At 65.0% G+C, this 22,415-nt stretch carries 15 protein-coding genes; all 15 read right to left on the bottom strand.

The window, feature by feature from the left end; translation table 11 throughout:
- Nucleotides 1-854 precede the first annotated feature (854 nt).
- The 15 genes from ACIGKQ_RS14380 to rplJ all read right to left on the bottom strand — a co-directional run bounded on the left by ACIGKQ_RS14380 (nucleotide 855) and on the right by rplJ (nucleotide 22,407).
- Complete coding sequence (locus ACIGKQ_RS14380; protein WP_235723475.1) at nucleotides 855-4,811, bottom strand: DNA-directed RNA polymerase subunit beta'; 3,957 nt, start codon at nucleotides 4,809-4,811, stop codon at nucleotides 855-857.
- A gap of 43 nt (nucleotides 4,812-4,854) precedes the next feature.
- Nucleotides 4,855-8,343: a DNA-directed RNA polymerase subunit beta gene (locus ACIGKQ_RS14375; protein ID WP_235723474.1), complete on the bottom strand. Its 3,489-nt coding sequence runs from the start codon at nucleotides 8,341-8,343 to the stop codon at nucleotides 4,855-4,857.
- A 489-nt stretch (nucleotides 8,344-8,832) separates the two neighbouring features.
- Nucleotides 8,833-9,807 carry a hypothetical protein gene (locus tag ACIGKQ_RS14370; RefSeq protein ID WP_396574171.1) on the bottom strand — a complete coding sequence of 325 codons (975 nt, stop codon included), beginning with the start codon at nucleotides 9,805-9,807 and terminating at the stop codon, nucleotides 8,833-8,835.
- Nucleotides 9,807-10,475 carry a hypothetical protein gene (locus ACIGKQ_RS14365; RefSeq protein ID WP_266063877.1) on the bottom strand — a complete coding sequence of 223 codons (669 nt, stop codon included), beginning with the start codon at nucleotides 10,473-10,475 and terminating at the stop codon, nucleotides 9,807-9,809. Before ACIGKQ_RS14365 ends, ACIGKQ_RS14370 begins: the two co-directional genes overlap by 1 nt.
- A gap of 43 nt (nucleotides 10,476-10,518) precedes the next feature.
- The gene (locus ACIGKQ_RS14360) at nucleotides 10,519-11,760 is read right to left on the bottom strand and encodes an MCE family protein (protein ID WP_396574169.1); all 1,242 of its coding nucleotides are present in this window, start codon (nucleotides 11,758-11,760) and stop codon (nucleotides 10,519-10,521) included.
- A 67-nt stretch (nucleotides 11,761-11,827) separates the two neighbouring features.
- The gene (locus tag ACIGKQ_RS14355; RefSeq protein WP_396574181.1) at nucleotides 11,828-13,216 is read right to left on the bottom strand and encodes an MCE family protein; all 1,389 of its coding nucleotides are present in this window, start codon (nucleotides 13,214-13,216) and stop codon (nucleotides 11,828-11,830) included.
- A gap of 11 nt (nucleotides 13,217-13,227) precedes the next feature.
- A complete protein-coding gene (locus ACIGKQ_RS14350) occupies nucleotides 13,228-14,559 on the bottom strand; it encodes an MCE family protein (RefSeq protein ID WP_287015275.1) in 1,332 nt (443 codons plus the stop codon).
- Nucleotides 14,559-15,719, bottom strand: a complete 1,161-nt coding sequence (locus ACIGKQ_RS14345; protein ID WP_396574166.1) for an MCE family protein — start codon at nucleotides 15,717-15,719, stop codon at nucleotides 14,559-14,561. Before ACIGKQ_RS14345 ends, ACIGKQ_RS14350 begins: the two co-directional genes overlap by 1 nt.
- 3 nt (nucleotides 15,720-15,722) lie before the next feature.
- Nucleotides 15,723-16,802: an MCE family protein gene (locus tag ACIGKQ_RS14340; protein WP_235723467.1), complete on the bottom strand. Its 1,080-nt coding sequence runs from the start codon at nucleotides 16,800-16,802 to the stop codon at nucleotides 15,723-15,725.
- Nucleotides 16,799-18,130, bottom strand: a complete 1,332-nt coding sequence (locus ACIGKQ_RS14335) for an MCE family protein (RefSeq protein WP_235723466.1) — start codon at nucleotides 18,128-18,130, stop codon at nucleotides 16,799-16,801. The genes ACIGKQ_RS14340 and ACIGKQ_RS14335 overlap by 4 nt, the downstream gene beginning before the upstream one ends.
- 3 nt (nucleotides 18,131-18,133) lie before the next feature.
- Nucleotides 18,134-19,015, bottom strand: a complete 882-nt coding sequence (locus ACIGKQ_RS14330) for an ABC transporter permease (protein WP_287015272.1) — start codon at nucleotides 19,013-19,015, stop codon at nucleotides 18,134-18,136.
- A gap of 3 nt (nucleotides 19,016-19,018) precedes the next feature.
- The gene (locus ACIGKQ_RS14325) at nucleotides 19,019-19,825 is read right to left on the bottom strand and encodes an MlaE family ABC transporter permease (RefSeq protein WP_396574164.1); all 807 of its coding nucleotides are present in this window, start codon (nucleotides 19,823-19,825) and stop codon (nucleotides 19,019-19,021) included.
- Between the two features lie 2 nt (nucleotides 19,826-19,827).
- Entirely contained in the window at nucleotides 19,828-21,033 is a 1,206-nt protein-coding gene (locus ACIGKQ_RS14320) for an ABC transporter ATP-binding protein (protein WP_287015271.1), read from the bottom strand.
- 365 nt (nucleotides 21,034-21,398) lie between these two features.
- On the bottom strand, nucleotides 21,399-21,791 hold the full coding sequence (gene rplL / locus ACIGKQ_RS14315) for a 50S ribosomal protein L7/L12 (protein ID WP_235723462.1): 393 nt from the start codon (nucleotides 21,789-21,791) through the stop codon (nucleotides 21,399-21,401).
- An 85-nt stretch (nucleotides 21,792-21,876) separates the two neighbouring features.
- Nucleotides 21,877-22,407: a 50S ribosomal protein L10 gene (gene rplJ / locus ACIGKQ_RS14310; protein ID WP_235723461.1), complete on the bottom strand. Its 531-nt coding sequence runs from the start codon at nucleotides 22,405-22,407 to the stop codon at nucleotides 21,877-21,879.
- Between the last annotated feature and the right edge of the window lie 8 nt (nucleotides 22,408-22,415).

Raw genomic sequence — 22,415 nt, 5'->3', positions numbered from 1 at the left:
ACCGACCCAACCCCGCAGAGCATCCTCAATAACGCGCCAAGGTGGTCCCATGCTCGTGGCAATCCAGGTGGCCCCATAGCGGTGGCAAATGACACAGCCGAGGGCCCTTCCGGATTCACCGGTACCTCCTCATCGGTCTGCCCCGCCAGAAGCGGGTTGGCGGCGATCATCGTCGTCGTCGCGAGAAATGCTGGTCACAACCGTCAATTCTCAGCGTTCAGCCCTTCCCAGCACTCACCTGATTCCCGCTGGTACTACGACCTCTGCTGACTTCTGCCCCGTCAGCACCACCCTCCCGAGCAGTACCGCGTCGACACGAATCGTCGACGCACCAGGACAGATCTCCCCAGATAAGAACATTCACTGTCCTCCTGCCGCCGCCGCATTTACACACCGACCGTTTCGGTGGAACGGGCTTCACCATCTCGTGCTGGCTTACCCCGATCGACATGCCTCATATGCGGTTCGTGTCCCTCGGTGCAGGATTTCGTCTCCGGCTTCCTTCCCACCCCACCTCGCAGTGACGCAGTTGCCATCGACTAGGAGTTAAACCACCTTCCCCTCCAGAGGACTTCCACCTCCAAGCGAATGCCCATGCTGGGCGTACACGCGAACGGCCCCCGCACTCGAAAGTGCGGGGGCCGTTTGCGATTCGGCTTACGTGATCTCGATACGTCCTCGGCTAGCGCCTCGGACTACTCGATCACCAGTGGAAGCTAGCGCCTCGGACTACTCGATCACCAGTGGAAGCTAGCGCCTCGGACTACTCCTTGGATCGAGTAGCCGCGAACGTAGTGAGTGGCGTATCCGCTGGATCGAGCTTGTCGAGATCGAGATCGATCGGCGGGTGGAGGCTACCGGTAGTCGTTGGAGAAGCCGTAGTCGTCCAGCGGCACCGCAGCGCCGGCGGGAGCACCGAAGGTGCCGTCCGGGCTGTAGTAGGTGTCGTCGTAGGACGGCACCGCGTAGGCCGCGGCGCGTGCCTCTTCGGTCGGCTGCACCTGGATGTTGCGGTACTGGTTGATGCCGGTACCGGCCGGGATCAGCTTACCGATGATCACATTCTCCTTGAGACCGATCAGCTTGTCGCTGCGGCTGTTGATGGCCGCATCGGTCAGGACACGCGTGGTCTCCTGGAACGACGCCGCCGACAACCACGACTCGGTCGCGAGGCTTGCCTTGGTGATACCCATCAGCACGGGACGTCCGGCGGCGGGCTCGCCACCCTCGGTCACGACGCGACGGTTCTCCGACTCGAACTCGGAACGCTCGGTGAGCGAACCGGGCAGGAACTCGGTGGCACCAGAGTCGATGATCGTCACGCGACGCAGCATCTGACGCACGATGGTCTCGATGTGCTTGTCGTGGATCGACACACCCTGGCTGCGGTAGACCTCCTGGACCTCGTTGACCAGGTGCACCTGCACCTGACGCGGGCCCATCACGCGCAGCACCTCGTGCGGGTTCGCCGAACCCTCCATGAGCTGCTGGCCCACATCGACGTGGTCGCCGTCGGCCAGCAGCCGCTCGGAACCGTCATCGTGCTTGAACACGCGCAGACGCTGACGCTTCGAGATCTTGTCGTAGACAACCTCTTCGGAGCCATCATCGGGGATGATGGTGATCTTGTAGAAGCGGTCGTCGTCCTCGAGGCGCACCCGACCGGAGACCTCCGCGATCGGCGCGACACCCTTGGGCACGCGCGCCTCGAAGAGCTCCTGGACGCGGGGCAGACCGCCGGTGATGTCTTCACCGACGCCACCCTGGTGGAACGTACGCATCGTCAGCTGGGTACCGGGCTCACCGATCGACTGAGCCGCGATGATGCCGACGGCCTCGCCGATGTCGACGAGCTTGCCGGTCGCCATCGAACGCCCGTAGCAGTGCGCGCACACCCCGGTGCCGGTGGCACAGGTGAGCACCGACCGCACCTTGACCTGGGTGATACCGGCCGCGAGGAGTGCCTCGATGGCCGGGTCGCCGAGGTCGTGGCCGCGTTCGACGATGACGTTGCCGTTCTCGTCGAGCGCGTCGGTCGCCAACGTGCGTGCGTAGGTGGAGGTCTCCACATGCGCATCGCGGATCAGCGTGCCGTCGGGCATCTTCTCGGCGATGGTCGTGTTGATGCCACGCTCAGTGCCGCAGTCGGTCTCGCGAACGATGACGTCCTGGGACACGTCCACCAGACGACGGGTCAGGTAACCCGAGTCGGCGGTACGCAACGCGGTGTCGGCCAGACCCTTACGGGCACCGTGGGTGTTGATGAAGTACTCGGCCACGGTCAGACCCTCGCGGAACGAGGACTTGATCGGACGCGGGATGAACTCACCCTTCGGGTTGGTCACCAGACCCTTCATGCCCGCCAGCGAGCGGATCTGGGTCATGTTGCCCGCCGCACCCGACTTCACGATCATCGGGATCGGGTTGTCGTCCGGGTAGTGAGCCTCCATGACCTGTCCGACCTCTTCGGTGGCCTGCTTCCAGATCTCGACGAGTGCGTCACGACGCTCTTCCGGAGTCAACGCACCGCGCTGGAACTTGCGCTCCAGACCGTCGGCCCGCTCCTCGTACTTGTCGAGGATCTCCTTCTTCTGCGGCGGCACCAGCACGTCGGCCATCGACACGGTCACACCCGAACGGGTGGCCCAGTAGAAGCCGACGTCCTTGAGCTTGTCGACGGTCTGGGCGACCACGATCATCGGATACCGCTCGGCCAGGTCGTTGATGATGACGGCCTGACGCTTCTTCGGCATCTGCTCGTTGACGAACGGGTACTCCACCGGGAGCAGCTCGTTGAACATGACGCGACCCAGCGTGGTGTCGCAGTACCAAGCCTGACCGTAGGTCCAGCCGTCCGGAAACAGCTCGGCCTCGATCTCGGCCGGCGGACGCTGATCGGTCAGCCGCACCTTGATGCGCGACTGCACGGTCAGTGCACCGAGGTCGACAGCCATGATGGCCTCGGCCGGACTCGAGTAGACGCCGCGCTCGACATCGTCGTTCGATGCCGGGCTGTACTCGCCTGCCGCGCCTTCCTTCAGCGTGGTCAGGTAGTACAGGCCGGTCACCATGTCCAGACGCGGCATGGCGAGCGGACGGCCCGATGCCGGCGACAGGATGTTGTTGCTCGACAGCATCAGGATGCGCGCCTCGGCCTGTGCCTCCGCGGACAGCGGGAGGTGCACGGCCATCTGGTCGCCGTCGAAGTCGGCGTTGAACGCCTCACAGACCAGCGGGTGCAACTGGATGGCCTTGCCTTCCACCAGCTGCGGCTCGAAGGCCTGGATGCCGAGGCGGTGCAGCGTCGGTGCGCGGTTGAGCAGCACCGGGTGCTCGCCGATGACCTCTTCGAGCACGTCCCACACGGCGGGGCGCTGACGCTCCACCATGCGCTTGGCCGACTTGATGTTCTGTGCCTGGTTCAGGTCGACCAGACGCTTCATCACGAACGGCTTGAACAGCTCGAGCGCCATCAGTTTCGGCAGACCGCACTGGTGCAGCTTGAGCTGCGGGCCGACGACGATGACCGAGCGGCCCGAGTAGTCGACGCGCTTGCCGAGCAGGTTCTGACGGAAACGACCCTGCTTGCCCTTGAGCAGATCCGAGAGCGACTTCAGCGGGCGGTTGCCCGGTCCGGTGACCGGACGGCCGCGACGACCGTTGTCGAACAGGGCGTCCACCGACTCCTGCAGCATCCGCTTCTCGTTGTTGACGATGATCTCGGGCGCACCGAGGTCGATCAGTCGCTTGAGGCGGTTGTTGCGGTTGATGACGCGGCGATACAGGTCGTTGAGGTCGGAGGTGGCGAAGCGGCCACCGTCGAGCTGCACCATCGGACGCAGCTCCGGCGGGATCACCGGCACTGCGTCGAGCACCATACCCAGCGGGCTGTTACCCGACTGCTGGAAAGCCGCGACCACCTTCAGTCGCTTGAGCGCACGCAGCTTCTTCTGGCCCTTGCCGTTGCGGATGGTGTCGCGCAGCGAGTCGGCCTCGGCGTCGATGTCGAAGTTCTCCAGGAGCTTCTTGATCGCCTCGGCACCCATCGCGCCGGTGAAGTACTCACCGAAACGCTCGTCGAGCTGACGGTAGAGCTTCTCGTCGATAATCAGCTCGCCCGGGCTCAACTTGGTGAACTTGTCCCAGATCTCCTCGAGCTCGTCGAGCTGCCGCTGGGCCTGATCACGCATGCGCCGCATCTCGCGCTCGGCACCGTCACGCACCTTGCGGCGCACATCGGCCTTGGCGCCCTCGGCCTCGAGTTCAGCCAGGTCGGCCTCGAGCTTCTGCTGACGCTCGTTCAGGTCGACGTCGCGCTGATCGGCGACGGCCTTCTTCTCGACCTCCATCTCGGCCTCACGGGTCGACAGCTCCGCGTGACGCAGCTCGTCGTCGACCGACGTGATGACATAGGCGGCGAAGTAGATGATCTTCTCGAGATCCTTCGGCGCCAGGTCGAGCAGGTAGCCCAGCCGGCTCGGCACACCCTTGAAGTACCAGATGTGGGTGACCGGGGCGGCCAGCTCGATGTGGCCCATCCGCTCACGCCGCACCTTGGCGCGGGTCACCTCGACGCCGCAGCGCTCACAGATGATGCCCTTGAAGCGGACGCGCTTGTACTTGCCGCAGTAGCACTCCCAGTCGCGGGTCGGGCCGAAGATCTTCTCGCAGAAGAGTCCGTCCTTCTCCGGCTTGAGGGTGCGGTAGTTGATGGTCTCGGGCTTCTTGACCTCACCGTACGACCAGTTGTGGATGTCATCGGCCGTGGCGAGACCGATCTTCAGTTCGTCGAAGTAATTGACGTCGAGCACTTGTTACCTTTCGAGAGCTCTTAAGTCTGGTTCGTCGGTGGGGTCAGTTGGCCAGATCGTCAACCGTCGCGGACTCGTTGCGCGACAAGTTGATTCCCAGGTTCGCCGCCGCACGCTCGAGATCCTCGTCGTCGGAGTCCTGCATGGTGATCGCGGCACCGTCGGAGGAGAGCACCTCCACGTTCAGGCACAGCGACTGCAGCTCCTTGAGGAGCACCTTGAACGACTCGGGGATACCCGGCTCGGGGATGTTCTCGCCCTTGACGATCGCCTCGTACACCTTCACGCGGCCGACCACGTCGTCGGACTTGATGGTCAGCAGCTCCTGCAGCGTGTAGGCGGCGCCGTAGGCCTGCATGGCCCAGCACTCCATCTCACCGAAGCGCTGACCACCGAACTGCGCCTTACCGCCGAGCGGCTGCTGGGTGATCATCGAGTACGGACCGGTCGAACGCGCGTGGATCTTGTCGTCGACCAGGTGGTGCAGCTTGATGATGTACATGTAGCCAACCGAAACCGGATACGGGAACGGCTCGCCGGAACGACCGTCGAACAGCGTCGCCTTGCCGTCGCTGTTGACCATCACCTCGCCGTCGCGGTTGGGCAGCGTCGAGCCCAGCAGGCCCTGCAGCTCCTCCTCGCGCGCGCCGTCGAACACCGGGGTGGCGGTGTTGGTGTCGGGCTCGGCGGAGTACATCTCCTCGGGCAGCTTCGACGCCCAATCCGGCACACCGGAGGCCACGTTGATGTTCCAGCCGGCCTTGGCCACCCACCCGAGGTGGGTTTCCAGGATCTGGCCGATGTTCATACGACGCGGCACACCGTGGGTGTTCAGGATGATGTCGACGGGCGTGCCGTCAGGCAGGAACGGCATGTCCTCCTGCGGAAGGATCTTGCCGATGACGCCCTTGTTGCCGTGGCGGCCGGCCAACTTGTCGCCGTCCTGGATCTTGCGCTTCTGAGCCACGTACACACGCACGAGCTCATTGACGCCGGGAGCCAGATCGTCGTCGTCGTCGCGGCTGAACACGCGCACACCGATGACCTTGCCGGTCTCGCCGTGCGGCACCTTCAGCGAGGTGTCACGCACCTCGCGCGCCTTCTCACCGAAGATCGCACGCAGCAGTCGCTCCTCCGGGGTCAGCTCGGTCTCACCCTTCGGGGTGACCTTGCCGACCAGGATGTCGCCGTCACGGACCTCGGCACCGATACGCACGATGCCGCGCTCGTCGAGATCGGCGAGGACCTCGTCGGAGACGTTCGGGATGTCCCGGGTGATCTCCTCGGCGCCGAGCTTGGTGTCGCGGGCGTCGATCTCGTGCTCCTCGATGTGGATCGAGGTGAGGGTGTCCTCTTCGACGAGACGCTGGCTCAGGATGATCGCGTCCTCGTAGTTGTGGCCCTCCCACGGCATGATCGCGACGAGCAGGTTCTTGCCCAGCGCCATCTCGCCGTCTTCGGTGCACGGACCGTCGGCCAGCACCTGGCCGGTCTCGACACGCTGCCCCTCGTCCACGATCGGGCGCTGGTTGGCGCAGGTGCCGTGGTTGGAGCGGGCGAACTTGCGCATCCGGTAGGTGTCGCGGCTGCCGTCGTCGGCCATCACGGTGATGTAGTCGGCGGAGACCTCTTCGACGACACCGGTCTTGTCGGAGACGATGACGTCGCCGGCGTCGACGGCGGCGCGCAGCTCCATACCGGTGCCCACCAGCGGCGACTCGTTACGCACCAGCGGCACGGCCTGACGCTGCATGTTGGCACCCATCAGGGCACGGTTGGCGTCGTCGTGCTCGAGGAACGGGATCATCGCGGTCGCGACCGACACCATCTGGCGCGGCGAGACGTCGAGGTAGTCGACCTGATCCGGGTTGACGAACTCCACCTCGGAGCCCTTCTTGCGGACCAATACACGGCCGTCGGTGATCTGCCCGTTCAGGTCGTAGTTCGTGTTCGCCTGGCCGACGAGGTAGCGGTCCTCTTCGTCGGCGGTCAGGTACTTGACGCTGTCGGTGACCACACCGTTCTCGACCTTGCGGTACGGGGTTTCGATGAAGCCGAACGGGTTCACCCGCGCGTACACCGACAGCGAACCGATCAGACCGATGTTGGGCCCCTCAGGGGTCTCGATCGGGCACATGCGGCCGTAGTGGCTCGGGTGCACGTCGCGTACCTCGAGGCCGGCACGCTCACGACTCAGACCGCCCGGGCCCAGCGCCGACAGACGACGCTTGTGGGTCAGACCCGACAGCGGGTTGTTCTGGTCCATGAACTGCGACAGCTGGCTGGTGCCGAAGAACTCCTTGATCGCCGCCACGACGGGACGGATGTTGATCAGGGTTTGCGGGGTGATCGCCTCGACGTCCTGGGTGGTCATGCGCTCACGCACGACACGCTCCATGCGCGACAGACCCACACGGATCTGGTTCTGGATCAGCTCGCCGACGGTACGCAGACGACGGTTGCCGAAGTGGTCGATGTCGTCGACCTCCACCGGAACCTCCACGCCGCCGGGGACGGTCATGTAGGTGGTGGTGTGCGGGTCGGCCTCGTGCAGACGCACCAGGTACTCGACCGTGGCGATGATGTCCTCGCGGGTCAGCACGCCCTCGCCCGACATCGGGTTGTCGGTGAGGCCGAGCTTCTTGTTGATCTTGTAGCGGCCGACGCGGGCGAGGTCGTAGCGCTTCTCCTTGAAGAACAGGTTCTCCAGGAGGTTCTCCGCGGACTCCTTGGTCGGCGGCTCACCCGGACGCAGCTTGCGGTAGACCTCGAGCAGCGCCTCGTCCTGGTTGGCGGTGTTGTCCTTCTCCAGGGTGGACATCATGATCTCGGAGAAACCGAAGCGCTCGGTGATCTCCTCGGTGGTCAGGCCCAGCGCTTTGAGCAGCACGGTGACCGGCTGGCGACGCTTGCGGTCGATGCGAACGCCCACAGTGTCGCGCTTGTCGACGTCGAACTCGAGCCAAGCACCACGGCCCGGGATCACCTTGACGGTGTGCAGGTTCTTCTCGGTGGCCTTGTCGATCGAGGAGTCGAAGTAGACGCCCGGGCTGCGCACCAGCTGGCTCACCACGACACGCTCGGTGCCGTTGATGATGAAGCTGCCCTTGTCGGTCATGATCGGGAAGTCGCCCATGAACACGGTCTGCGACTTGATCTCGCCGGTGTTGTTGTTGATGAACTCCGCGGTGACGAACAGCGGCGCCGCATAGGTCATGTCCTTGTCCTTGCACTCCTCGACGGAGGCCTTGACCTCGTCGAAGTGCGGCTCGGAGAAGGACAGCGACATCGAGCCGGAGAAGTCCTCGATGGGGGACAGTTCGTGCAGGATGTCCTCGAGACCACCGGTGGGGTTGTCGTCACCACGGGCAATGGCCTTGGCACGCCACTCGGGGGTACCCACGAGCCACTCGAAGGAATCGAGCTGGAGGTCGAGGAGTCCGGGGACCTCCAGTGGCTCGTCGATCTTTGCAAAAGATGCGCGCTTGGGCGCGCCGGGGATGGTTGAGGTGGACTGGCGGTCGAGTGCCAAGATGCGTCCTTCCAACACGAAGTGTTCTACCTAGCTCGGTGCTTGGCTTGATGGGCCGTTCGCTGGTGGCACCTGCAACTTCGGCGATCACCACGAGCACACACAGCAAAGGTGGCCAGAGGAAGGATCGGTACATGGACAGGAGGCAGCCAGCGCAACGTCCAACTGTAGCAGAAAATAGACGCACTTTGTCAAGCCACGTCTGGAAGCGAGTTCGCGCGGGTGGCTGCCTGCACGTCATTCGCTGGTGACAGCGTGGCCCGACATCGCCGATACGTCAAGCGCTACGCGCATATTTGAGTCAGAAAGACGGGGCCGGACCTGCGCGGAGCCATGCGGAGCGCGCCTCCAGAACGAAATGCACCCCGAAAAGCACCCGAGGGCGAGGCGGCAGCGACATATCGTTCGCGGCGCGCTCGTATCGGGTGCATTTCGGGGGCGGTTCTCGAGACGGGTGGACGTCCTGCAGGTGGACATCCGGGGTGGTGGCTAGAACGCGTCGACCTTGTTGATCAGCCAGGCGTCACCCTGCTTGATCATGCCGAACTGGTATCGCGGCGCGGCACTCTGTCCGGCGATCCCGGCCTGCTGCTGGCTCACGATCATGTTGACGACGACCTGGGCGGTGTCGCCGTCATCGCCACCGCTCAGGTCGGCGACGCCCACCGATTCCACCCGGCAGTCGGCGACCGCCTTGGTCTGATTGAGGATGTCGCGTTGTTGAGGCATATACTCGTCGAACTCCGTCAACGCCTGGCCGGTCAGGACCGCCCGCGCCTCGCCGGCCCATTTGTCGATGTCGACGGTGTTGACGGTCAGTGCGCAGGCCTTGCTCTGCACCTGCGAGGTCAGTTCCGTGGTGGCCGGCTGGTCGACGAAGGCCTGGTTGGGCCCGATGTCAGCGCCCGGATGCAGGCCGGCGACGAGGGCGAAGATGCCGAGTACCACCGCGAGTGCAGCCAGCACCCCGACCACGGTCCGCAGCCCGGATCGCACGGGACGTCTCCGAGACGGTGTGCTCGATGACGCCTGCGACGGGCTCGTGGCGGCGGAGTCGCCCGGGCGGAGAGTCGACACACGTGCCACCCGGCGTTTGGCGGCCGGCTTGGGCTGGTCGGCGTCGTTGGTCGAGTCAGCCGACGGACTGTCGTCGACGGAATCCGCGGTGCCGTCGGACGCAGCCGAGGCGACCTGGGCCGGAGCCGGGTCGTTCTCAGGGACGTCGGAGGTGGTACTTGCCTCGGTGGGACTCGAAGTTCCGTCGGCGGGATTCTGGGTTTCGTCGGCGGGGCTCGGGGTTGCGTCGGCGACATTCGGGGTTCCGTCGGCGACATTCGGGGTTCCGTCGGCGGGATTCTGGGTTCCGTCGGCGGGGTGGCCGGGCGCGGTGCGGCCGGCGACCCGGGGGGTGGACTTGCGCTTGGGTCGTTGTCCCTTGCGCGGTGGACGTGGGTTGGTCGCCATCAGTTACCCCCTCCCCCGTTCTGGGTGGCTCCCTCGGGCGCGGACCCGTCGGCACCCTGCCCGCCGTCCTGGCCCGCGGCGGTGCCCGGGTCCTGATACTGCAGCGAGTCGAGCGGGACGATGTCGTTGGCCTTCCACGTGTCGCCGTCCTTGGTCATCGACACCGAGAAGCCCATCGTCTGGGTGACGCCGGCCTCGTTCTCCCGCTTGGATGTCGCGGCCACGTAGACCAACACCTTCGCGTTGCCGCCGTCGGCGTCCACCTCGGTCGGTGCACTGCGCATGAGACGCGAGGTGAGCGATGCTGCCTGCGGCCCGGCGTCGGTGATCATCGAGTTCAGGTTGCTGACGTCCTGGTTGGTGATCTGTTCGCGCGCCTTGCCGGTCAGCGAGGCATCCACCCGACGCTTCCAGTCGGCGGTGTCGCGCGGGTCCACCGTCGTCACGTTGATGATGGCCTGCTCGGCACCGTTCACGGCGCCGTCGCGGGCCTCCTGAATCGGCTTCTGCACGAAGTACGCCTGATAGCCCTGATAGCCGAACCAGACCGCGCAGCCGGCCGCGACGATCACCGCGACGATGGCGGCAACCAACGCGACGGTCGCGCCGGTGCTGCGCGACCGTGCGCGCCCCGACGTCGGAGAGGTCGATGTGCTACTCGTCGTCATCGGCCGTCACCTAACCATCGGGACCTGAGAGAATCCCAAGCACTCACTGCGGTCGGACTCCCAGCAACGCCGCCAGCTGCCGCGCCAACGGGTTCAGATTCAACTTGTCCGGATCCTTCTTCGGAATGTCATCCCACGGCTGCGCGAACTCCGGATTGGCATACACCGCCCGCTCCGCACTACGCACACCCGTCGGATTACCCACCGGCACCGTGCACTTGGCATTCGTGTTGAACGGAAAATCGTCATACCGGATGTCGAAGGACGGATCCTCACGCTTGAGCCGATCCACCATCGCCTGCGTACCCTCATACCCCCGCGTACACGCCGCCGGATTATTCGTCTCCAACACCACACCGAAATGGATCTGACCATCGCCGGGGGCGGGACTGTGCGCTCCGGCCGACAGTGCCGAGAGCATCGCGAAGGTGGGTGAGGTGGCAAATGCGGTGGGTTCGATGGTGCGCACAGTGCTCGCCAACTGCTTGACCACCGTCGAGATGTCGCCACCACTGTCCTGCAACAACGTCGAAATCTGCGTCGCCGACGCCGTACCCGTACTCAACAACCGCCGCAAATCCGGATCCGCAGCCGCCAACGTCGCCGTCACCACATCCAGATTCCGCGACCACGACAAGATCGCATCCGACTGCTGCGCCTGCGTCGCCAACACCACATCAGAATTCTGGATCAACGAAATCGTCTCATCCAACGAGTCATAACCCGCCCGCGACAACTTCGACAACGAATCGGTCAGCCGCGACAGATCATTGGCCCGACCATCAAACGCCTTACCCAACTCGGTGATCACCGTATGCAGATCATCCACCGGAATCGACGACGTGAAATCAATCGCCGAGGCCACCACATCCTCCAACTCAGGCGGCACCGACGTATCGGTGATCACCGAACCATCCTCCAGATACGGCCCCTGCGACGACGTCGGCTGCAAATCCACATACTGCTCACCAATCGCCGACCGATTGGCCACCACCGCCGCCGACGACGCCGGAATCTCCGGACCACCCGAATCCAACTCCAACGCCACATCCACACCGTCATCGGTCAACGACAACTGCCCGACCCGACCCACCGGCACACCCCGATACGTCACCTCCGCATTCGTGAAAATGCCACCCGAAGACGGCATCGACGCGGTGACGGTGTACTGCCCGAAACCGGCGAGCCGGTCGAGGCGTGCATACTTTGCGCCGACGTAGACCAGTGCGACCAGCCCCACCACGACGAACACGATGAGCTGGATTCGTGCCATCTTCGACAACATCAGCGCACCCCCATCTGTGCCACGACGCGGACCGCGACGTGAGTAAGGATTCGGGACACTTCTGTCATCACCGCCCCGCTCCGATCATGTCCAGCGGCCCGTCGATGAACCGCTGACCCGGTTGCGCGGGCGGCAGCAGTGTGAAGTCCGCGTTGTCGTCGGATCCGGCCTCGGTGCTCGACTCGTCGTCCGACGCCGGCGCCCGCGTGGACCCCGACGCCGGGTTCATCGGGTATGTCCCACCCGACGGCGGGGTGTTGGGACCCGGCCCCCAGTTCGGTCCCGGCGGCAACAAGGTGATGGTCGGCCAGCCGTAGCGCGGACCGTTGTCACCGACATACGGGTTGCGGGGATTGACCGGCACATCCACTCGTGCCGGCGGCGAGTACTCCGGTGTCCCCTGTCCCACGCCGAGCGCCTCGAGCTGGTTGAGCAGCCGCAAGTCCAGCGTCATGAACAGGTTGGTCGAGTCGCCGTGCACACCGGGCAACAACCAGTCCGGGAACGGAAGCGTCAGCATCAGCGGGGCGGCGGTGATCAGATCGGGCGCCGCCTTCGACAACTCGGTCAGCACCGGACGCAGCGCCTTGAGGTCGGTGATCAGCGAGTCGCGGGATTTGGTGAGCACGTCGGTGCCCACCTCGCCCAAGTCGTCGAGCTTGATGAGCAGGTCGACGAGCTGCGGCCGCTGCTCCTCGAGCACCGCCACCCCCTCCGGGATCTCGTCCAGGATGCGCTCGATCTGCACCTTCTGGTTCGCGGCCCGCGTGGACAGGCGTGCCAGACCGTCGATGGCGTTGACGATGTCGTCGCGCTGCCGGTTGAGTCCGGTGATCAACCCCTGCGTCTGCTCCAACAGACTCCGGAACACCGGGCAGGTGCGGCCCTTCGGCCCGACTTCGCACGGCTGGTCGACCGACCCTTCCAGGGCCTTGTTCAACTCCGTGACGATCGGCTGCAGCTGGTTGATGCCACCACCGTTGAGCAGCATCGACAACGCTCCGAGCACCTGCTCGATGTCGGTGGCGGTGCGGGTACGACCCAACGGGATCGGATCGGCCGGATTCTGCCGGGGCAGCTCGGTGGCATCCTCGGGTTCGGACAGCTCGATGAACTTCTCACCGAGCAACGAGGTCTGCTGCACGGCTGCAGTGGCCTTGTCGGACAGGTCGATCTCGTTCTGCACCTCGACCTTGACCTGCGCATACCACTGGTTGTCGGGCACCTCGACCGCTTCGACGCGACCGACCGGGATGCCATTCATCTTCACCATCGACTGCGGCACCAGGTCGAGGATGTCGTCGAACTGGATCTGATAGGTCCGCGGATTGTCGCCGGTGTCCACGCCGCCGGGCAGTGGGATCGACTGGATGCCGTTGCTGCCGCAGCCGGCCAGCACCATCACCACCGACGCCATCGCGGCACCGATGACCGCGCGCAGCGGGGTGCGGGACAGGATGTGTCGCATCAGTTCTCACCCGCCTCGGGACGTGCGGTCGACGGTCGGCTGACCGCCGGGCCGGTCGGCGGTGCCGACTCCGCACCGGATTCCAGGTTCGGATCCGGGTTGCCCGGGCCGGTGCCGGGCGCCGGGTACCGCTGCAGCTTGTTGTTGCTCATGATGCCGAACGGCAGGACCGGCAGCAGTGGCTCGAGAACACCACTGGTGATCTGCTTGCCGATGTCCTCGCACTGGCTGATCAGCGGGGCGAGGGTGGTGCTGAACTGTTCGGCGGCGGGGTCTCCGTCGAGCAACTTGCCGAGATCGAGCAGACGGCACTGCGCGCCGATCAGGTCCTGCAGATCCGGGATGGTCAGCCGCAGGGCCAATGTGCCGGACTCGGCGTCGTAGGCGTTGATCAGGTTGTTGATGGTGACGGGCAGGACGGTCAGGACCTCCTTGAGATGGTCCTTGGTGTCCAGCAACGCCTGGGTGGTGGGCTGCAGGTCCTTGACCGTCTCGCCGAGCAGTTCCCGGTTGTCCTGGACAAACGTCGCGACATCACCGAGAGCCACCGACAGCTTGTTCAGCGCCGCCGAGAGCTGGTTGCGTTCGCCGGCCAGGAATTGGTTGAACGACGCCATCTGGGTGTTGAACTGGCGCACCTGCGCGTCGTTCTCCCGTAGCGCCCCGACGAAGACGTCGAGGTTCTTGACGGTGTCGACGATGTTGCCGCGCGAGTTGCTCAGCGTGGTCGTGGCCTTGGACAGCTCCTCGATGGCCGAGCCGAGCTTCTCGCCGTTGCCCTCGAGGTTGTCGGCGCCGGTGGCGACGAGGTCACTGACCGCGCCGTCCTTGTTGGCGCCCTCGGGACCGAGTGCCTCCGACAGCTTCTGCACGCTGTCATAGATCTGATCCACCTCGACCGGGACCATCGTCTGATCCAGCGACAGCGTGATGTCCTTGGGTGCCTTCTCCCCACCGCTGTAGGCGGGAGTCAGCTGCACATATCGGTCGGCCACCACCGACGGGATGATCTGCACGGCCCGCACATCGGCGGGCAGGTCGATGCCGCGGTCGACGGTCATCGTCACCTTGACGGTGTCACCCTGCGGGGTCACGTCGTCGACCTTGCCGACGGCGACGCCGAGGACCCGGACATCCGAGCCCGAGTAGATGCCGACGCTGCGGGCGAAGGTCGCGGTGATCTTGGTGGTGCCGATCATGGAGAACGCCCACCAGAGCACACCGGCGACGATCAGCGCCACGATCAGCCCGAGGACACCCACGACGATGTGGCGTGGAGTGAACCAGCGGCCCGGGCCGGCGGTGCCGGTGAGGTCGGGTGCGGTGCTCATCAGCCGGCCTCCGTTCCGCCGTTGTTCTGCAGTACCTGTTTGTTGGGCGGTCGGGTGGTGTTCTGCTGCGGCAACGCCGGCGGCAGCAGGTTGGTGACCACCGACTCGAACCAGCGACCGTTGCCCAGCACGTTCGCGTAAAGGCGGTAGAACGGCGCCATGTAGGTGATGGTGTCGCGCAGATTCTGGTTCTGCGCGATCAGCAGCTGATTGACCTGTTGCAACGACTCCAGAGCCGGCCCGATCTGCTCCTGGTTGTCGGCCACGATCCCCGACAACGAATCCGACAGCACCGTCGTCGTGGACAGCAGCCTGGAGATCGCCTGCTGCCGGTTGTTGAGTTCGTCGAGCAGCTGCCCGGCGCCGGCGATCAGGCGGACGAACTCCTCGTTGCGGTCGGCGAGGATCTGCGACGTCGACTTGGTCGCCTCGAGCAGCCGCTGCACCTCCTGGTCACGGCTGGCGATGGTCTGCGACAACCGCGTCAGACCGTCCAGCGACGGTCCGATGTCGCCTGCGGTTCCGGAGAACGCGTCGCTCAGCGATTCCATCGACTCGGCGAGCTGATCGGTGTCGAGCTCCTCGATCTGGTCCGCAGCATCCGAGAACGCCTCGACGACGTCGTAGGGCGACACCGTGTCGGTCAGCGCGACATCGGGATCGGCGGGCTCGGTGCCCTGCGGATTCAATGCCAGGTACTTCTGGCCCAGGATCGTCTTGATCTGAATCGACGCCTGCGTCTGGTTGCCGATCCAGGTGTTGGTGACCCGGAACTTCACGTCCACGTGGTCACCGGCGAGCGCGACGCCGTCGACCTCGCCGACCTTGACGCCGGCCACCCGCACCTCGGCGCCCGGTTTGAGCCCGGCCGCCTCGGAGAACTGGGCGGTGTAGCGCGCCGCCGCACCGATCAGGGGCAGCGAGTTCAGGAAGAACGCCGACACCGCGGTCATCAACAGGATGAGGATGCCGATGGCGCCGATGCTGACCGGGGTGCGGCGACCGCCGAATCGACGATGCGGGTGCGCATTCTGTTGCGGCTCGGCCTGCTCGGATTGGTTACCGGCGCGGGCGGCAGCGCGAACGTCCTCGGTCGAGAACCGTTCGGTCTGCGCGTCGTCGCCATCCGGCTGCGGCCGGTTCTGCTGATCGTCAGCCACAGGTCAGCCCCCCGGCCTTTCGTCCTTCCAGCAGCGGGTGGCCGCGCTGGTGTAGAGCACGTGGTTGATGTCGGGCAGCGGGATCAGTGGCTGCGTCAGCAGCGTCGACTTCCCGTTGCCGGCCACCACGTCGATGCCGCACAGATAGAACTGGAACCACGAGCCGAAGGTGGCGGCGCGGCCGATCTTCTGCAGTTTCACCGGAAGATTCGTCAACGTCTGCGCGACGTCCTCGTCGCGGGCGTTGATCTGGTCGGCCAGCGATTTCAATCCCGCGATGTCACCCTGGATCGCCGGACGGGTGGGCTGCAGGATCGACGCGGTCACCGCGGTCAGGTTCGACACGGAGGTGATCGCCGAGCCCACCGAACCGCGTTGCGCCGCCAGACCGGTCACCAGCTGCTCGGTGTTGTCGAGCAGTGCGGTGAACTGGTCGTCGTTGCGGTTCACGGTGTCGAGCACGGTGGTGAGATTGGTGATCAGTTCGCCGATCACCTTGTCCTTGTCGGCCACCGCATTGGTCAGCTCCGACGTGCTGCTGATCAGTTGAGAGATGGTGCCGCTCTCGCCTTGGAACACCTTGATGATCTGCTCGGACAGCGTGTTGACGTCCTCGGCCGATAGTTCGCGGAACAGCGGTTTGAACCCGTTGAACAGCTCGGTCAGATTCACCGCCGGATGGGTGTTGTCCGCGCCGTCGACACCGAAGGTGTAGCCGGTGTCGACCGTCTTGTTCGGGTCGCCGGCGCCCTTCTCCAACGCCAGGTACCGCAGGCCGGTGAGGTTGCGGTAACGGATGTAGAGCTGGGTGCCCTCGGGTAGTTGGTCGCGGTCCACGTTGAACTCGACCATCGCCTTGTTGCGCTCGTACACGTCGACCGAGGTGACCTGGCCGACGCGGACACCGGCGATGCGCACATCGTCGCCGGGGTTGAGCATCGCGGCGTCGGAGAACACCGCCTTGTAGTCGCTGTCGCCGTCGCCGCCGGCGTTGGCGATGGTCAGCGCCAGCAGGCTGGTGGCGATGACCGTGACCACGCCGAAGGTGATCAGCTTGATCAGCGGTCCGGTGATGGATTTCATCGGATGGTGACCTGCGCTCCCTGAAGCGACGTTCCGCCGATCGTGGTGACCCAGGTGGGTACCTTCTCGGGATCGGTGCCGTTGGCGCCGCCGTAGATGACCTTCAACTGCTTCACGTAATCCGGGTCGTCGAACGGGTTGGCGATGTTGCCCGCCGGTGTCGCCGAGAACTGTGGCTGTGGCAGCGTCTGTACGTTGCGCGGACCGGCGTTACGGGACGGCGGCTGATACGAACCGTCGGCCAAACCACCGCCGGGATACTGCGGGAACGGACGGCCGTCGGTCGCCGGTTCGTAGCAGACGGCGGGCGGATCGGTGTCGAGCAGCCGCGGCTCGTCCTGGTTGGGCAGGTACCGGCCGCGCGGGTTGACGAACTGCAGGTTCACCCGCACACCCGGGTTGTCGGTGCCCTGACCGACGATCTTGCGGGACTCCGGGATCAGGCCGGCGAAGTTGCGGAAGGTGCACACGAAGGTCGGTGACTGCTTGGCCAGACCCACCAGGAACGGTTCCGAGTCGACGGCGAGGTCGATCAGGTCGGTGCGGTTCTGTCGCAGGAACGCCGTGGTGTCGGTCGCGGCGACACCGACGGTGGCGATCAGCGTGCGTAGATCGCCTTGGCGTTCGACGATGGTTCTGTTGGTGGTGCGGAAGTTGTCGAGGGCGTCGATGACGTCGGGCAGCGCCTCGGAGTAGGTCTGCGAGAAGCTCGACAGACCACGCAGGGTGCCCTGTAGCTCCGGCATGTTGTCGTTGAAGCGCCGGAAGATGGTGTCGAGTTCGTCGAAGGTGACACCGAGCTGCTCACCGCGACCGGCCAACGCCTGCGACAACGAGGTCAGCGTGACGTTGAGATCCTGCGGCGGGATCGCATCGAGCACCGGCAGCAGGTCGTCGAACAGCTCCTGCAGTTCCTTCGCGTTGCCGCTCTCATCGGTGTAGATGGTGGAGCCGGAGGACAGGGTGGCCGCCGACGCGTCGTCGGTGGGCACCTGCAGATCCACATAGCGTTCGCCGAACAGCGTTTTCGGCAGGATGCGCGCGGTGGTGTTCTCCGGCAGCTGCGCCGCCATGTCCGGGTCGAGGCCGAGGGTCACCGAGACCGCGTCGTCGTCGGTGGGTTCCACGTCGCGGACCTCGCCGACGATGACGCCGCGCGCCTTGACGTCGGCGTTCGCGGGCAACGCGTTGCCGGTCGAATCGGTCTTGAGGGTGACATTGGTGAAGGTGGTGAATCCGTCGTTGAACTTGGTGATGGTGACCACGAAGAACAACGCGACCACGATGAAGAACACCAGCCCGAGCAGCCGGCGACGCAGCGTCGACATCGATCAGCCTCCCACTCGCACCGTCGTGGTGGTGCCCCAGATCGCCAGGCCCAGGAAGAAGTCGAGGATCGCGATGAGCACCAACGCGGCCCGCACCGCGTGACCGACAGCCACACCTACGCCGGCCGGGCCACCGGTCGCGTAGTAGCCGTAGTAGCAGTGCACCAGGATGATCACGAACGCGAACACCAGCACCTTGCCGAACGACCAGAGCACGTCGGCCGGCGGCAGGAACAGATTGAAGTAGTGGTCGTAGGAACCACCGGATTGACCGTTGAACACGGTGGTGATGACACGGGAGGCCAGGTACGCCGACAACAAGCCCAGCACGTAGAGCGGGATGACCGCGATGAACCCGGCGATGACACGCGTGGAGACCAGGAACGGGATCGACGGGACGGCCATCGACTCGAGCGCGTCGATCTCCTCGGAGATACGCATGGCGCCGAGCTGGGCGGTGAAACCACAGCCCACCGTCGCCGACAAGGCGAGTCCCGCCACCAGCGGCGCCACCTCACGGGTGTTGACATACGCCGACAAGAATCCGGTCAGCGCCTGCGAACCCAACTGATCCAGCGCCGCGTATCCCTGCAGACCGACGACCACGCCGGTGAAACCCGACATCAGCACCATCACGCCGACGGTGCCGCCGATCACGGCGAGACCGCCGGAACCAAAGGCCACCTCGGCGAGCAACCGCAGTACCTCGCGCGTGTAGTTCACCAGGGTCTTCGGAATCCAGGCGAGGGTGCGCCCGTAGAACGACATCTGCTCGCCGGCGCCGTCGAGCACCTTGAGGGGCTTGCCGAGCTGTTTGCGGGCCTCGTACATGTAGTACTCGGGCCGCGACTTCGCGATTGTCACGCCGCCACCATCACCGGCCATCGCCTAGCCTCCCTTCGGCGGAACGATCTGCAGATAGACCGCAGTGATGATCAGGTTGGCGAGGAACAGCAGCAGGAACGTGATGACGACGCTCTGGTTCACCGCGTCACCGACCCCCTTCGGTCCCCCCTTGGGGTTGAGGCCCTTGTAGGCGGCCACGACGCCGGCGAGCACACCGAAGATCGCGGCCTTGAGGGTGGAGATGTAGAGGTCGGGCAACTGCGCAAGCGCTCCGAAAGACGCCAGGTAGGCACCGGGCGTACCACCTTGCACGACAACGTTGAAGAAGTAGCCACCACCGATGCCGACCACGGCCACCAGACCGTTGAGCAGCATCGCGACCAACACCATCGCGAGCACCCGCGGCACCACGAGACGCTGGATCGGGTTGATGCCCAGCACCTCCATCGCGTCGATCTCCTCGCGGATGGTGCGCGAGCCGAGGTCGGCGGCCACCGCCGACCCGGCGGCACCAGCGATCAGCAGCGAGGTCACCAGCGGCGATCCCTGCTGGATCACCACAAGCACGCTGGCCGCACCGGTGTACGACTCGGCACCGAGCTGCTTGATCAACGAGCCGGTCTGCAGCGAGACGATCGCGCCGAACGGAATGGCGATAAGCGCGGTCGGCAAGATCGTGACACTCGCGATGAACCAGGCCTGCTGGATGAACTCCCGCCACTGGAACGGGCGCACGAAGGACTGACGCGCGACATCGACGAAGAGCTGCACGATGTTGCCGGTCTGGGCAAGCGCGCCCGTTCCGGCCTGAGCTATCCGATCAACGCCACGCGTGGTGACACTGGCCATTCTTATTGACTCCGACCGTCGTTGGGCTGCTGGTGGCGGCCGGTCTCGATGGGCTGGGTCACCGTGGAGTCCGCGGCCGGCGGAGTCGCCCAGCTCTGGGTCGGTGCGTCACTGCCCGGGTAGTCGTCACCACCTGCAGAGGTCCACTCCCCCGACCCCTGTCCCGCGCCGACGGCAACGGTCTGCTGCTCGTCGGCGTGCGCGGCCATCTCCTCGCGCATGCGGTCTTCTTCCTCCATGCTGCGGCGGATGGCCTCCTGCGCGTTCGGCGGCAGGGTGTGCAGCATCTCGTGGACCCGCTCGCGATGGCGTGCGATCGCCTTACGCTCGGGCATCCCTGGGTTGGGCTGCACCTGCGGGATGATCTCGGAGAAGTCGTCCTTGGTGCCGCCGCCGCCGATGCCGGCGGCCTGCATGGCCTCTTCCTGCTTCTGCACGGCCTCGTCCTTCTCCTCGGACATGCCGATCGGGCCGAAGCGGTCGCCGGAGAGGAACTGCTTGACCACCGGCTGCTCGGAGGTGAGCAGCTGCTCGCGCGGACCGAACATCACCAGCTCCTTACGGAAGAGCATGCCGATGTTGTCCGGGATGGTGCGGGCGATGTTGATGTTGTGCGTCACGATCAGGATCGTCGCGTCGATCTGCGCGTTGATGTCGATCAGCAGCTGGGAGATGTAGGCGGTACGGACGGGATCGAGGCCCGAGTCGGGCTCGTCGCAAAGGATGATCTGCGGGTCGAGCACCAAGGCGCGGGCCAGGCCGGCACGCTTGCGCATACCGCCGGAGATCTCGCCGGGCAGTTTGTCCTCGGCACCGGCCAGACCGACGAGGTCGATCTTCTCCATCACGATGTCGCGGACTTCGTCTTCCTTCTTCTTGGTGTGCTCACGCAAGGGGAAGGCGATGTTGTCGTAGAGGCTCATCGAACCGAACAGTGCGCCGTCCTGGAACAGCACGCCGAACAGCTTGCGGATCTCGTAGAGCTCCTTGGCCGAACATTGGGTGATGTCGGTGCCGTCGATGACCACCGACCCCTGCTCGGGGTGGAGCAGACCGATCAAGGTCTTCAGGAACACCGACTTGCCGGTACCCGACGGACCGAGCAGCGCCGACACCTCACCCTTGGGCAGGGTCAGCGTGACGTCACGCCAGATGTTCTGCGACCCGAACGACTTGGTGAGCCCCTCCACGCTGACCTCTACACCCACGGCATCCTCCCAGACATTCGCTGCCCCCTCGCTGCGATCGGTGTGACCGCACACGTACCGGCGACATTTGTGGTTGGGGTCACTGTAGCGGACGCTGTTGCAGCTCACACCCACGTGCGACACCAACTAGGACGTCCGACCGAAATCCCCCGAAGACGATCGAAGCGCCTTACCCGCCGGTAACTTGGCTCGATCAATGAGCGTAGTCGATGCCACCCCGATCGCGAAAGTGCGCCCCCAGTCACACCCGGACACGACAGCGGCCCGTGGGACAAAATGTCCCACGGGCCGCTGTGTCCTCTCGATCTGTAGTACCAACCGGCGATTTTTGCGCGGTTGGTACTACGAGATCGGGCAGGGAGGTCTCACTTGACCGAAACCGAAGCGCCGGCCTCTTCGAGCTTGGCCTTGGCAGCGTCGGCGGCTTCCTTGTCGACCTTCTCCAGGAGAGCCTTCGGAGCGCCCTCGACGAGGTCCTTGGCTTCCTTCAGGCCCAGGCCGGAGACGATCTCACGGACCACCTTGATGACCTGGATCTTCTTGTCGCCCGCGCCCTCGAGCACAACGTCGAACTCGTCCTGCTCGGCGGCAGCCTCAGCGGCACCACCGGCAGCCGGGGCACCGGCAGCGGCGACGGCGACCGGAGCCGCAGCGGTGACCTCGAAGACCTCTTCGAACTTCTTCACGAAATCGCTGAGCTCCAGCAGGGTCAGTTCCTTGAACTGATCGATGAGCTCGTCAGCGGTGAGCTTCGCCATGGTGGCGTCCTTCCTGTCAGTCCCCGTACGGGGGTTGGTTCATCCCCGTACGGATCGGGGATTGCTTGTGTGCAGCGGGGCCGAACTATTCGGTCTCGCCGGCTTCGTTCTTCTTCTCCTGCAGAGCAGCGGCAAGACGCGCCACCTGCGAGGCCGGCTGGTTGAACAGTCCGGCGGCCTTTGCCAAGTTGCCCTTCATGGCACCGGCGAGCTTGGCCAACAGCACCTCTCGGGTCTCCAGGTCGGCGATCTGTTCGATCTCGCCGATGGACAGCGCACGGCCGTCCATGTACCCGCCCTTGACCACGAGTGCTTTGTTGTCCTTGGCGAAGTTCTTGATCGCCTTTGCGGCCGTCACCGGCTCGCCTTCGATGAAGGCGATGGCGGTCGGACCGCTGAACAGCTCGTCGAGTCCCTCCACGCCCGCTTCGGCAGCGGCACGCTTCACGAGGGTGTTCTTGGCGACGGAGTAGGTTGCGCCCTCACCGAGCGAACGTCGCAGTTCGGTGATCTGGCTGACGGACAGACCACGGTATTCCGTGACCACCGCTGCCGATGAGCCCTTGAACTGCTCGGCGATCTCCGCAACAGCGGCGACCTTTTCGGACTTGGCCATACTTCGCC

Origin of the sequence: Gordonia sp. NPDC062954 (assembly GCF_044543825.1) — a bacterium.
In the GTDB taxonomy this organism is placed as follows: domain Bacteria; phylum Actinomycetota; class Actinomycetes; order Mycobacteriales; family Mycobacteriaceae; genus Gordonia; species Gordonia tangerina.
The sequence above is the reverse complement of the archived record's forward strand: the minus strand, read 5'-3'. Positions and strand labels throughout refer to the sequence as shown.

Bases quoted from the DNA above. Each gene is read 5' to 3' on its own strand.
- ACIGKQ_RS14330 (WP_287015272.1), bottom strand. From the start codon at position 19,015: ATGGCCGGTGATGGTGGCGGCGTGACAATCGCGAAGTCGCGGCCCGAG.
- ACIGKQ_RS14340 (WP_235723467.1), bottom strand. From the start codon at position 16,802: ATGAAATCCATCACCGGACCGCTGATCAAGCTGATCACCTTCGGCGTG.
- rplL (WP_235723462.1), bottom strand. From the start codon at position 21,791: ATGGCGAAGCTCACCGCTGACGAGCTCATCGATCAGTTCAAGGAACTG.
- ACIGKQ_RS14360 (WP_396574169.1), bottom strand. From the start codon at position 11,760: ATGTTGTCGAAGATGGCACGAATCCAGCTCATCGTGTTCGTCGTGGTG.
- rplJ (WP_235723461.1), bottom strand. From the start codon at position 22,407: ATGGCCAAGTCCGAAAAGGTCGCCGCTGTTGCGGAGATCGCCGAGCAG.
- ACIGKQ_RS14335 (WP_235723466.1), bottom strand. From the start codon at position 18,130: ATGTCGACGCTGCGTCGCCGGCTGCTCGGGCTGGTGTTCTTCATCGTG.
- ACIGKQ_RS14370 (WP_396574171.1), bottom strand. From the start codon at position 9,807: ATGGCGACCAACCCACGTCCACCGCGCAAGGGACAACGACCCAAGCGC.
- ACIGKQ_RS14350 (WP_287015275.1), bottom strand. From the start codon at position 14,559: ATGAGCACCGCACCCGACCTCACCGGCACCGCCGGCCCGGGCCGCTGG.
- ACIGKQ_RS14365 (WP_266063877.1), bottom strand. From the start codon at position 10,475: ATGACGACGAGTAGCACATCGACCTCTCCGACGTCGGGGCGCGCACGG.
- ACIGKQ_RS14325 (WP_396574164.1), bottom strand. From the start codon at position 19,825: ATGGCCAGTGTCACCACGCGTGGCGTTGATCGGATAGCTCAGGCCGGA.